Raw genomic sequence first — 11,691 nt, 5'->3', positions numbered from 1 at the left:
ACTTTTTCTTCTCCTCCCTCCGTGCCTGAAGCGGTTCGTTTCCTCCTAGTTTTATGAGCGAGATTTCTATTCGTCCAGCCTTAATTACCCAGGTTCTCCCCGACTCCATTGCCGCCGAAGTCGGGTTTGAACCGGGAGATGCAATTGTTTCCATCAACGGGATGCGCCCCCGCGACCTTATTGACTACCAGTTTTTGTGTGCGGATGAAGTGCTGGAACTGGAAGTTTTAGATACTGCTGGCAAAAGCCACTCGGTGGAAATTGAGAAAGACTACGACGATGATTTGGGCTTGGAATTTGAAACTGCCCTATTTGATGGCTTAATTCAGTGTAATAACCGCTGTCCTTTCTGCTTCATCGACCAACAGCCTCCCGGTAAAAGGCGATCGCTTTATCTCAAAGATGACGACTACCGCCTCAGCTTTCTCTATGGCTCATACTTAACCCTGACCAATCTCACCCAGAGGGAATGGGACAGGATTGAGCAGATGCGCCTTTCTCCCCTCTACGTTTCCATCCATGCTACCGAACCAGAAGTCCGCAGCCGCCTGTTAAAAAATCCCCGCGCCGCTGAGATTTTGCAGCAACTGCGGTGGTTTCAAGAACGGCGTCTGCAAATCCATGCCCAGGTTGTTCTCTGTCCTGGCATTAACGATGGCGATCGCCTAGAGACTACCCTGGGGGATTTAGCCTCTTTTCACCAGGGAGATATCCCGGCTGTCGCCTCTGTGGCAGTGGTTCCGGTCGGTTTGACACGTTTCCGTCCAACCGAAGACGAACTAACCCCAGTGACGCCCCAGAAAGCCGCTGAAGTGATTTTGCAAGTCCAGGTACTCCAGGAGAAATTCCGCAACCAGATGGGATCTACTTTCGCCTGGTTAGCCGACGAGTGGTTTTTAATTGCTGGGCAAGAATTACCGCCTGAATCAGACTACGAAGACTATCCTCAAATCGGCAATGGGGTCGGTTCGATTCGCCAATTTCTCAAGGAATTTCAGCAGGTTGCTGAGAAAAAATTGCCGCGACGTTTAAAAACATCCCAGAAATTAACTTGGGTGGTGGGGAATGCAGTGGAAAAAGCCTTTGAGCCTATCTTGCAACGCCTGAATCAAGTGCAAGGACTGCAAGTAAATCTGGCGGCGTTGCGTAGCGAATACTGGGGACAAGAGATTAGCGTCACTGGTTTGTTAACGGGTCAAGATTTGCTGAAACTAAAGGGAAGAGATTTGGGCGATCGCATTCTCCTCCCCTCAGTCATGCTAAAACATGGCGATTCTTGCTTCCTGGATGACATGACTGTGGAACAACTCGCCACTGAGTTGGGTACACCAATCTTGCCTATCAATGGCATCGAAGAACTCATCGACGCCTGCATTCACCCTTGATCCGTCAAGCCTTTAGCAAGTGAAGGGACGATAGCGGACTGAGATAGCCTTTTTTCATACAAATCGAGCAAAAGCCTTTCCTTGAGATCCCAATCAAAGACTTCCTTCACCCGCTTTTGTCCCGCTTGTCCCATTCGCACCCGTAACGCTGGATCTTCCGCTAAACGAGTCATCGCAGCAGCTACGTCGCGTGCGACTTGTTCGGGATTTATCGCAGCCACTTTAATCCCAGTTTCCTCCGTTACCTGTACCGCTGGCCCTCCCAGATCCAAGCAAATGACTGGACGCCCCGCCGCCATCATTTCCGCGCAGACAAATCCCCCAGATTCATGCAGGCTGGGATGAACGAGGACGTGGCAATGCCCGATTTTAGATAGGGTTTCCTGGCGCGGTAAAGCGCCCCAGAAGCGAACTTTATCCGCCACTCCCAGTGAGTGAGCGATCGCTTCCAATTGTTGCCGTTCCCGTCCATCTCCCACAATCCAGTATTCTGCTTGGGGAATTTGAGCCAAAGCAAAAGCTCGAATCCCCAGATGGACTCCTTTCCAGTGGATGAGCCGACCCACGGTAGTAAACCGTATGGGACTATCATCAGGCACAATATGGTGCGCCAATTGACTAATTTCTTCCTTAGATAAACCCACTTGCGAAGCGATTTGGACATTTTTTACTCCAAGCGATCGCAAGCGTTCTGCCGTTTCCTCAGTGGTTGCTAATCCTACACAACTTCGCTTTGCAGTCAGCCGCACAAATGGATCTTGTTCACCCAGCGATTGAGCGAAGTTTCGCAGCAATTCGTAAACCTTGCCACGCCGACTAAAATCTTTCCAGAAAGCTTTTGGAGCCGATTCAGCACCTCCGACAGGCCCCCAAATGAAGGGGACTGGCAATAGGGCTAAAAAGCTAGGAGACCAGTGTTTCACATAAGTGACATGACGCACCAAGTCAAAGCCAATCTCCCGATGCAGCCGCCTTGCCAGAAAATAAGCTTGGATTTGCCAAAGGTAGTAATGAAGTTGCACTAACCCTTGTTTATTCCGCCAATCTTCCGTCCAATTAAATGGATCGAAATAAATAAAGTGTAAATTGGGAACCGGGTGACAAGCTAGCTCGGCTTCAATTGCTGCACGATAACCAATTCGAGTTAACACCCAAACTTCGTGATGATTTGCTACTTGCCGAACTGTATTCCAGCCTACCCCTTCCTCAGAGCCACACTCAGGCTCACAAGCGTATGCAGATAGAAGGATTTTCATAGGCTTTTACCTTTTATAAAATTAGCCGTTTTCTCTATCTATAGTTCCCACCCACTTTCAAAATTACCCATTTACCCAAAATTATTTTTTTGGTTTCCAGCCTAAGCTGAGAAACGCAATTTTAGAAGCGCTGTCTCAATTCAATATCATTCGGCATTTATTTGAATTTTTTGTAAAACATTCATTGCTACTTCTGCCATCGATTTGGCTGCTGCCTCTGGAGTGTACTGCCCGATCAACTGCTTTGATTTTTCTCCCATTGAGGCAGCAAGCTCTGGATTATCTATAAAACGGCGCATTCCTTCAGCAATTTCTTCTGGGTTTTGCGGCTCAAACAAATACCCATTTTCTCCTTCTATCACCATTTCGTAAGCGCCTGCACCTTTAGAACACAATATGGGTTTGCCAAATACCATCGCCTCCAGCACCACCATTCCCCATACATCTTCAAAGGTAGGAAAAACAAAGACATCGGCATCCTGAAAATATGCCCCTAGTTGCCCGTAATCTACCCATCCTGTCCAGGTCACACGCTCTGTTAGATTATTGTTTTTAATAAAAAATTCCAATTCCTCACGTTGCGCTCCATCTCCAATAATTAGCAACGAATAATCAGAATATCCCTGGCTTGTAAGAAGAGAACATGCCTCCAATAAGGGCTTTATTCCTTTCCTAGGAATCACTTGTCCGACAAATAAAAAAACCGGACGCTTTAGCTTTAGTTCACTAGGTTTTGCAGCTTCAAGACGTTCCCGCAAAGCTTGGGGTTCAGGCACCAGATAAGTTTTAGTATGAATTCTCCTTTCCTTAGCTCCAATTACCTTATGAAGATACTTTGTGCCATCATTACTATTAGCAATAAAAGCATCTGTGAATTTAACCATTAAACGACGCGAAAAGGTACGAAGTTTAGAATCTTCAAAGTTTGTATTCGGTGAACTGCCATCATAAATAATTACAACTTTCCAACCTCCCAAGGGTTTGAAAAGCAGTGCTAAAACAGTCCATATAGAGAAAGCGCTGACAAAAACAACATGAGGCTTAAACTCAAGTAACTCATTTACAATCTTTGGGGAAGCTACCATAAAACCGCGACCATAGCCACCCGATACTTGAGTTGCTTCTACAAATTTAAATTTTCCTACAAGTTTAACCGCGGAAGCTCCTGGAGCATCAGCATCGAATTTCGGCCAAAGACAGCCAGTATAAAAAATTGTATTCTTACAGATTTTCGTAAGTTCGTACAAAACAGGTCGCCAGTAAGAGCCAAATTCGACTGAGGGGATCGCAATAGCAATGCGGAGATCGTCTATTTTTAATTTTTTATCGCCAGAATTTATAATTTTCATGTTCCCACCTGTCCCCGTTTGCTAAAGCTTGAGAAAAGCAATTTTCTGTAGGGCAGCAACCAATAAATAGGCCATAAAATTCCAGCATGGCGCTGAGCAAATAACTTCCTTTCTTGAAATGTGAAATTTTTAGGTTGTTCTGCCTTTTGCCATCGTTCGCGAATCGGCAAATTAGAATCCATCCAGTTTGCGTACAGAGGGTTTCCTAAACAGGTTCCGATGTAGCCTGGAGCTAACCAAACCGTATATCCTTTTCCTCTCGCGCGTAACCCATAATCAAAGTCTCCCGCATAATGCTTAAAGTCAGGATCTAAGTTTCCGATTGCTTGGAATATTTCTTTAGGAATCAATACACAATTTCCATGCATGGTGTCACATCGTATAGCTTTTTGGCTCGGTTCTAGCCAGCGAAATTTGAAGGGATGCCACCACGTACTTTTCACGACGCCGCCATAAGAAACCGTATTCGTCTCCGGATCGCAAGTCGCCCCGGTTACAATGGCTGCTGCATTTCCTTGCGAGGCTAAAAAATGAGAGGTTGTCAGCAAATTACTTAAAGCTTCTGGGTAAATTAGCGTGTCATCATTCAGCCAGAGATGATAATCATGAGGGTGCTTAATGGCTTCAGAAAATGCCACTCGCATTCCTCCATTCCAGAATAAATTTCCATCTCCCTGGATAATCTTTACTTGAGGATAATGTTGGTTGACGGCTGCTGCTGTACCGTCAGTACTGCCGTCATCTACAAGATAGACCCAAAGATTAACGTTAGTTGGGAGTACCTGGTTGAAAAGTGCCTCTAGACTTGCTAAAGTCTTTTGCTTGCGGTTATAGCAAGTGATAAGAACAGCTATGCTAGTATTTTCCATCAGCGCCTCACATTATTAAAATAAATGTTAGTTGTCATAATAGCTATATTATTCCTGAACTTGGGAATACTAAAATTAGAAGCATGAACAATGTATCAATGTAATTGCTTTTTTTGGTCAACCTATATTCTACAATTTAGCAAGCCCTAAGCTTACCTTTTCTAAAATTAAAGAATATTTTCAATATTCTTGATATTGATTTTTATTAAGCTAATTTATAGCGGCTTAATTCACTTTCTGAGGTCAACAATATGTCTGAGGCAATGAAATTAAATTTAGGCTCTTTCGACCGCATTTTCTCTGGCTGGATCAATACAGATATTACTCCTCATATCTGGGTTTCAAAAATCCCCTTTTTACCTGATCTCATGTATAAAGTAGGGAAGCTCGATCGAGAACGATATGACGAGCATCAAAAAGGAATTTTTCGTCAGCTTACATATCTGGATCTGACTAAAAAATTTCCCTGGTCTGATAATAGTGTTGATGCAGCATATACATCTCATGTACTTGAGCATTTATACTTGGAAGGCGCTTTAAATTGTATCTCTGAAGTTTATCGAGTTCTGAAGCCAGGTGGAATATTTCGGGTTGCAGTTCCAGACCTCGATCAATTAATAAAGAGCTACAATCCTAGCTGTCCTGAAGTATTTTTGACAGAATTTTTAGAAGCAACGCAGACGTTAGAAAAAAATCGCCACCACTGGCACTATAACGAAAACTCGTTGCGAAAAATTCTCTTGGATACTGGATTTCGGGAAGTGGTTAGAGGCAACTACCGAGACAGTAAAATACCAGGGATTGCAGAACGAGAAGAACGCCCAGAATCCCTATTTATGGAATGTATTAAATAATAGTTGAATGAGTAGGGTGGGCAATGCTCACCCTAAAATTTTATATTTATGGAACATAAGTGGAGGGAAAAAGAGGGATAAGATGATACAGACCCATATAAGTCTGAAAACCCGTGTTTAAACCTACATAGTATGAAGGAATAATAATATTTAGAATGACCATATAAAATAATATAAGATGCCCCGAAAAAACTTTTTCTTCCCGAATCAGGATAGCAAAAGCAATTAACATTCCAAAGAAACCATAGCCTACATTTCTGCTAGTATCCACAATCAAAAACATTGTAGAAATAGGGAATGCAATGATGCAAGCGATCGCACTTACCAAAAGTGTCTCGCCCTGACGCCAAAGTATCCACAAGATATACAGGATAATAATCCACAATAGCTTGTAGGAGAAAAAGAACCCTGCTAACCCCAACATTGGATTTTCAGCTAAGTACTGCAATGCCGTCTTATTCTCCAGTATCAAGTGTGCCTTTACTGGACTATCCAGAGAAAATCCACTGCCAGCAAACCAAATAAAACAATAAATGGGGACTAAGGATAAAGCGGTTAATACTTCTCTTCTGGGAAAACAGAAAATAACAATTGGGATAAAGACAAAAGCACTGGCTTCATGTGTGGCTAAGGCAAAAGCAAGGGTTGCGAGTCTTCCCTGCCGAGTCATAGGGATACAAGCTGGAAGTAATAGCAGGCTAAAAAATAACTGATCGACATAGCCCGGAAATTGACAATTAAAAATTAAATAACTACTGGTTGCAATTGAAAGGTAATATAAACCAAGTTTTTGATAATTTATCGATTTGGATTCAATTTCTTGTTGCCCCTCATCAGTCTCTTTTGAACCGAAGATTTTGGAGTCGATAAAGGTTAAAGTCAAGAAGATTAAAAGATAGGTACAAGCCAGAGAAAAAATGTAATATAGGAATGGTCCACTCATATGGATAAAGTTAGCGATCGCTAGCATAAACAAGCGTCGATAATACCAGTCAGCATTTTGACTAAAAGGCTCTAAACTCCTAATGGCATACTCTAAACCCATCACCCCTGGACCTAAAGGATAGCGAAAAGGGACGATGAGTAAAGATATAATTGCAAAGATGGTTAGAGACGCGATCGCTCTTCTTTTAAACCCAAACTGAAATAGTGAATGGCGCGGCTTAATAACCGATATTAAAATTGGGTATGCAATAACTAAAGTTGCGATAAAAAAGAGAAATCCTTTGATAGGGATTATGCCGTAATTAGTAGTAATCTCAGCTAGTTGCTGCGGAGCAGTTTTGGCTAGGATTTCTGGAGAAATTACCCCTTGGCTGAAACGACTTTCGATTGCTTGAACAGTTGTAGAAACCCAATCTTGAGGCAGGCGATTGAAAATTGCTTGAAACGCCATGATTATCCTATTCTTCGGCGCATTCGCTACTGCATACAAAGTAGCTACAGCTATCCAGAAAAAGGCTGGAGGAATAACATTCTTTTCTTTGAGCGTATCAAAGAGTACGTAATGTAAGTATTTCTCTGAGCGTTTCAACATCTAAAAAATCCCTAGATAAAATTTTGTTGGTTATACAACACTGCGTACTATCTCTAAAAAACGCCTACCGTATCCTTTGATTTGTTCAACATTATCCTGTTTAGCTAAACTTTCTTTTTCTACATCTGGTCCTGGTGTTAATGTAGTGAAACTTTTATCAATCAGTGCTGCTAGTTGTTCCGCATTACTACGCTCAAAAAAGTAAGAATCAGGAGGATTCTGCTCCAGGTGAACAGGAAAGTCAGAAAGTAACATGGGTTTACCAAGAGAACGTGCGTCCTCTACAACCGTACTCCAACCTTCAAATAAAGAAGGCTGAATTACAGCTAAAGACCTCCTCATGAGCTGAATTTGGTCTACACGAGGAATTAATCCTAAAAGACGTACTTGTTCGCTAATTCCTAATTCCTCAATTCTTGTTAAGAGGTAATTGTAATAATCAGGATTACGATAATCAGTAGCACTTCCAGTACAAACAACGGTAGGTGTAAGCCCCTGTTGTTTCAGTAGCCCCAAAGCTTCAATTACCACAGCATGATCTTTATGTTTCCAAAATTGATTGCTGATCAGGAAAAATTTATCTGGAAGTTGATAACTTTCTTGCGTTAGTTTGGGATCTAACTCAAACCATTCAGGTGCGGGACAGCTTACAAAATTCATTACAACACTTCGAGAAGCTGCTTCCGGATAAAGATGTTTAAAGTCTTCTTGTGCCATATTGCTACTGAGGACAATAATAGGAGCAGCGTGAGCAATTTGTTGCTGATCTCGATTACGTTGAGCGATTTCTTCCGGAGAGAAAAGGTTGGGTAAGTGATAGTGTTGAAAGTCAGGAATCCAACCTCCCCAGTGATAAGGTGAGCGGGTTCCTGCTATCGCCGGGTAAAGAAAATTTATTTTTTGAGGATTTAGTAGTTCCAGAGGAATGAAAGAGATACGCTCAGCTAAAAAATTACACATTTTTAGATAGGCACGCTGCCACTTGGAAGTAGCATAAATTTGGTTAACGTAACCCCGGGCTGGTTCTATTAAATTTATATCTTTATCGTGAACAGCGATTGTTAGCTTGATATTCGCTTTTTCTGTTTCTGGTAAAGTAGCGATCGCACGAGCTAAATTCTGAATATATAGCACGCCCCCTAGCCAGCCAGAGCCACCCACCATGTTGAGGCAAATATGTAGATTTTTTACCATCCTAAAATCTCAGCTCGACACCATTGAACATAGACGTTTACACCCCTTTCTATCGTTACTTCAGGGGTAAATCCAATTTGGGCAAGTTTGCTCATATCGGCTTGCCAGTTTATTGGAGTTCCGACAGGAGTACTATTATCAAATTCAACCGGAATATCTTCCCCTAGTTTGGCTAACACTAATGCTGCTAATTCTTTGATTGTTGTTTCGACACCATTTGCAAGGTTATAAACCTCGGCTTCAAAATTAGCTTTTTCAGCAAGAATCTGAAGTGCCCTTGCTACGTCTCTACCATGAATAAAATCGCGGCTTTCGTTGCCAGTACCTCGTAACTTTAGTGCGGGGTTTATCAAAGCTTTTTGACACATATCCCAAAGAACTTGTCGCCTCAGTCCTGGCCCATAACCCGAAAAAATGCGTACTATAGCAGTGGGTAAGTTATAAACTTGGAAAAACTCAGCGCAAAGTTGCTCAGACATCAGCTTATGAAAGCCATAGGGAGAAATTGGCTTCAAGCTTTGGTTTTCCTGAATGGGTAAGGTTTCTGGATTTCCATAGACAGCAGCACTAGAAAGATAGATTAAACGACATTTTGGAACATAAAGACGTAATGTATCTAAAAGGTTGAAAGTGACAGCAACACTGTTGCTAAAATCTGCTGATGGATCGCCAATTGAAAGCTCTACTGAAGCTCTTCCAGCGCAGTGAATACAAACTTCCGGTTGCAACTCTTGAACAATTTTTGCTAGATCCGCAGAAGGCAAATTTAATTGTTCATAGCGAAACAAATCTTGTCTAGGTGCATTCTCTGGAGGGCGATTTCCCAGCCCAATAACACTCCATCCAGTTTCTGTAAACTGACGAGCAACATATCGCCCGATAAACCCTGTTACACCTGTAATTAAAACAGTTTTCATGGAAATATTTTTTATTTATTCGTAAATTATCTATTTTCTTCCTACTTTGTTAGTCTAAATCCCCGAAGAACTTGCTAACAGCGATTGTTGGCATTCTAGTAGCGGGAAAATTTTTTTTTAATATTGCTAAATATTCATCTTCACCAGGAAGATATCGATCGCCATCTTCAGAATAATCTTTAGCCCTTACCCACTCTTGCGATCGCATATCAAATCTTTTAACGATTCGACATGGATTTCCCACCACCACGCTGAATGGGGGAATATTGCAATTTACTACGGTGGAAGCTCCAATGATTGAGCCGTATCCTACTTGGACGCCTTTCAAAATAGTCACGTCTACACCCAGCCAGCAATTTGTGCCGATGTCTATTACTCCATCAGTAGTTGTTAAAGCAGTGTGATACGGAATAAACGGAGAAGTGTATTCGTGCCCACTTCCTAACAGTTTACAGTCATTACCAATTAAACTGTAGTCACCGACTTTTATTAAAGCTCCAGCACTATAAAAGTTTCTGCGACCGATAAAACAGTTATCACCAACAATGACAGAAATTTTTTCTTTTTCTCGTTTGTTAATGACAATTACTGTTTCCGAACCGATAACTGAATTTTGACCAATTTTTACATTACCCCACCCTAGTACATGAACCGATGGATCGATATAAGAGTTTTTACCTACATTTTGCCTTTTACTAAAATGGGCTTTTAAGTTACCTCCTAGCCATTTAATCCTGTCTATTTGAGCGTCTGTTAGTTTAGATACTATAAAGCGCTTCATTGATTTTTACCCGCGATCGCTTACTACTTCTTTGCTATTTAAAATCTTCCGTTCACCTTCAGGAACTTTGCCAATAATCTGGGCTGGATTCCCCGCAACAATCGTCCAAGCAGGGACATCTTTCGTAACGACTGAGCCAGCACCGATAATTGAGCATTTTCCAATCGTCACCCCTCTTAGAATAATTGAGTTACAAGCAATCCAAACATCCTCTTCAATAATGACTGGTTTTCCATTTAGGTTTAAGTCTTTAGGAAAGCCTTTTTGGATAATGTGAACGAATTGTTGATGACGCGCTACCGGATCGAGTGGATGAGTTTGATTGTCGAATATATTTACATTATGAGCAATGATTGTTCTATCTTTTATTTCAATTAAAGTGTCTGACCAAATTTTAGAGCCTTGGGCTAAATAACAGAAATTGCCTATTTTTATTTTTCCTCCCGGAAAAGTCATTAATTGACCTTCGATGTAAGTGTTTTCACCCAGAATAATACTATTTTTATCGCGATCGTGGCTTATCAGTGAATTGTGGTCTAAAACGCTTGAATTATTGCCAATTACACACTTTTTTTTGGTTAAATTAGCATTAATTTTAGACTTAATTTTGGAGAAGGGGTTCATCTCGTAATTACTCCTTAAGCAAAACTTCTTTGAAGTTTATTTTTAACTTTAGTAAATAGGCTTCTATTGTCAAAAAAGTTTTCTTGAAATAAGGTATCTGCTTCTACATCTCGAATCATAAAAGGAGGATGCTTCAAAGGAAAGCTAATTTCTTGCGTCCCCATTTTACCTAAGGGATTTTCAGTAGAAAAAGTGTGAGTTGCATTGGCTCCGAAACCAATATTCGTAATCAAATTAACTTCAGGCACTATTTTTAATCCATGTTGAAGCCAACAAGCTAGCAACCATTGATAATCCCAACAGGATCTGTTTTTATTTTGGTAGGCATCTTGAAATATTTTTTGCCAAAACAAATAATATTTTGGTACCCTTAAGTAATTTTCTAGGAACCGACTCTCGAAAATCTCAGGCCATTGCTTAATGTCATAATCAAAATATTTCCAAGCTCTACGCCAGGATGCCCAACCCCAATTTCCACCAAAGTAGGAAAAATAATAACTTTGTCCAGGTAACTTCCGTTCGCTTAAAAGATTGGTTCCCGCAATACTCATTACTCTTTCATCATCGCGATATTTTTCTAATAACTCCTCGCAAAACTGAAAGAAAGTTGGATGAGGTAAACAATCATCCTCGAAAAGGATGGCTTCTTCTACTTGTTCAAATACCCAATTAATACCTGTAGCTGGACGTAAACCGCAGCCTAAATTTACATCTGAATAATTTTTTAGAACTTCGCAATCCCAATCTACAGTGTCAATAATTTCACGAGTAGCAGCGCACTTTTCTGCTTCACCTGGTTGATCGCTACGAGGGCCATCAGCAACTACTAAAAGCTTCGGCGGTTTTGCCTGACGAATTACCTCAAAAACCTTGGCTGTAGTCTCAGGTCGTTTAAAGATTAACAAAGCAACGGGAGTTTTCATGG

General features: G+C 41.4%; 11 protein-coding genes. 2 read left to right on the top strand and 9 right to left on the bottom strand.

Annotated elements, in window-relative coordinates; translation table 11 throughout:
• The first annotated feature begins 53 nt into the window (after positions 1 to 53).
• The gene (locus NC994_RS19060; protein ID WP_190431792.1) at positions 54 to 1,385 is read left to right on the top strand and encodes a TIGR03279 family radical SAM protein; all 1,332 of its coding nucleotides are present in this window, start codon (positions 54 to 56) and stop codon (positions 1,383 to 1,385) included.
• On the opposite strand, the gene NC994_RS19055 is transcribed toward NC994_RS19060, so the two are convergent.
• From NC994_RS19055 to NC994_RS19045, 3 genes are all read right to left on the bottom strand, one after another.
• Positions 1,376 to 2,641, bottom strand: a complete 1,266-nt coding sequence (locus NC994_RS19055; protein WP_190431790.1) for a glycosyltransferase family 4 protein — start codon at positions 2,639 to 2,641, stop codon at positions 1,376 to 1,378. The genes NC994_RS19060 and NC994_RS19055 overlap by 10 nt on opposite strands.
• A 146-nt stretch (positions 2,642 to 2,787) precedes the next feature.
• Positions 2,788 to 3,990 carry a glycosyltransferase family 4 protein gene (locus NC994_RS19050; RefSeq protein ID WP_190431788.1) on the bottom strand — a complete coding sequence of 401 codons (1,203 nt, stop codon included), beginning with the start codon at positions 3,988 to 3,990 and terminating at the stop codon, positions 2,788 to 2,790.
• A complete protein-coding gene (locus tag NC994_RS19045) occupies positions 3,987 to 4,859 on the bottom strand; it encodes a glycosyltransferase family 2 protein (RefSeq protein WP_190431787.1) in 873 nt (290 codons plus the stop codon). Before NC994_RS19045 ends, NC994_RS19050 begins: the two co-directional genes overlap by 4 nt.
• A gap of 251 nt (positions 4,860 to 5,110) precedes the next feature.
• Between NC994_RS19045 and NC994_RS19040 the strand changes: the two genes are divergently transcribed.
• Positions 5,111 to 5,713, top strand: coding sequence for a methyltransferase domain-containing protein (locus tag NC994_RS19040; RefSeq protein WP_190431785.1), 603 nt, complete (start codon positions 5,111 to 5,113; stop codon positions 5,711 to 5,713).
• A 46-nt stretch (positions 5,714 to 5,759) separates the two neighbouring features.
• On the opposite strand, the gene NC994_RS19035 is transcribed toward NC994_RS19040, so the two are convergent.
• The 6 genes from NC994_RS19035 to NC994_RS19010 are packed head-to-tail and all read right to left on the bottom strand — an operon-like array spanning position 5,760 to position 11,689.
• Complete coding sequence (locus tag NC994_RS19035; protein ID WP_190431783.1) at positions 5,760 to 7,250, bottom strand: hypothetical protein; 1,491 nt, start codon at positions 7,248 to 7,250, stop codon at positions 5,760 to 5,762.
• Between the two features lie 30 nt (positions 7,251 to 7,280).
• Entirely contained in the window at positions 7,281 to 8,414 is a 1,134-nt protein-coding gene (locus NC994_RS19030; protein ID WP_206753510.1) for a glycosyltransferase family 1 protein, read from the bottom strand.
• A 23-nt stretch (positions 8,415 to 8,437) separates the two neighbouring features.
• Positions 8,438 to 9,361: an NAD-dependent epimerase/dehydratase family protein gene (locus NC994_RS19025; RefSeq protein WP_190431779.1), complete on the bottom strand. Its 924-nt coding sequence runs from the start codon at positions 9,359 to 9,361 to the stop codon at positions 8,438 to 8,440.
• A gap of 49 nt (positions 9,362 to 9,410) precedes the next feature.
• Positions 9,411 to 10,142 carry an acyltransferase gene (locus NC994_RS19020; protein ID WP_190431777.1) on the bottom strand — a complete coding sequence of 244 codons (732 nt, stop codon included), beginning with the start codon at positions 10,140 to 10,142 and terminating at the stop codon, positions 9,411 to 9,413.
• A 6-nt stretch (positions 10,143 to 10,148) separates the two neighbouring features.
• Positions 10,149 to 10,766: a DapH/DapD/GlmU-related protein gene (locus NC994_RS19015; protein ID WP_190431774.1), complete on the bottom strand. Its 618-nt coding sequence runs from the start codon at positions 10,764 to 10,766 to the stop codon at positions 10,149 to 10,151.
• A 14-nt stretch (positions 10,767 to 10,780) separates the two neighbouring features.
• Positions 10,781 to 11,689 (bottom strand): glycosyltransferase family 2 protein, encoded by a 909-nt coding sequence (locus NC994_RS19010; protein ID WP_190431772.1) that lies wholly within the window; start codon positions 11,687 to 11,689, stop codon positions 10,781 to 10,783.
• Between the last annotated feature and the right edge of the window lie 2 nt (positions 11,690 to 11,691).

The organism is Trichocoleus sp. AS-A1 (assembly GCF_039962015.1).
Classification (GTDB): Bacteria; Cyanobacteriota; Cyanobacteriia; order Cyanobacteriales; family FACHB-T130; genus FACHB-T130.
Note: the sequence above shows the minus strand (reverse complement) of the source record. Positions and strands in the feature narration are given on the sequence as shown.

Coding starts and splice junctions, on each gene's coding strand:
- NC994_RS19050 (WP_190431788.1), bottom strand. CDS start 3,990: ATGAAAATTATAAATTCTGGCGATAAAAAATTAAAAATAGACGATCTC.
- NC994_RS19035 (WP_190431783.1), bottom strand. CDS start 7,250: ATGTTGAAACGCTCAGAGAAATACTTACATTACGTACTCTTTGATACG.
- NC994_RS19020 (WP_190431777.1), bottom strand. CDS start 10,142: ATGAAGCGCTTTATAGTATCTAAACTAACAGACGCTCAAATAGACAGG.
- NC994_RS19010 (WP_190431772.1), bottom strand. CDS start 11,689: ATGAAAACTCCCGTTGCTTTGTTAATCTTTAAACGACCTGAGACTACA.
- NC994_RS19060 (WP_190431792.1), top strand. CDS start 54: ATGAGCGAGATTTCTATTCGTCCAGCCTTAATTACCCAGGTTCTCCCC.
- NC994_RS19025 (WP_190431779.1), bottom strand. CDS start 9,361: ATGAAAACTGTTTTAATTACAGGTGTAACAGGGTTTATCGGGCGATAT.
- NC994_RS19040 (WP_190431785.1), top strand. CDS start 5,111: ATGTCTGAGGCAATGAAATTAAATTTAGGCTCTTTCGACCGCATTTTC.
- NC994_RS19045 (WP_190431787.1), bottom strand. CDS start 4,859: ATGGAAAATACTAGCATAGCTGTTCTTATCACTTGCTATAACCGCAAG.
- NC994_RS19030 (WP_206753510.1), bottom strand. CDS start 8,414: ATGGTGGGTGGCTCTGGCTGGCTAGGGGGCGTGCTATATATTCAGAAT.
- NC994_RS19015 (WP_190431774.1), bottom strand. CDS start 10,766: ATGAACCCCTTCTCCAAAATTAAGTCTAAAATTAATGCTAATTTAACC.
- NC994_RS19055 (WP_190431790.1), bottom strand. CDS start 2,641: ATGAAAATCCTTCTATCTGCATACGCTTGTGAGCCTGAGTGTGGCTCT.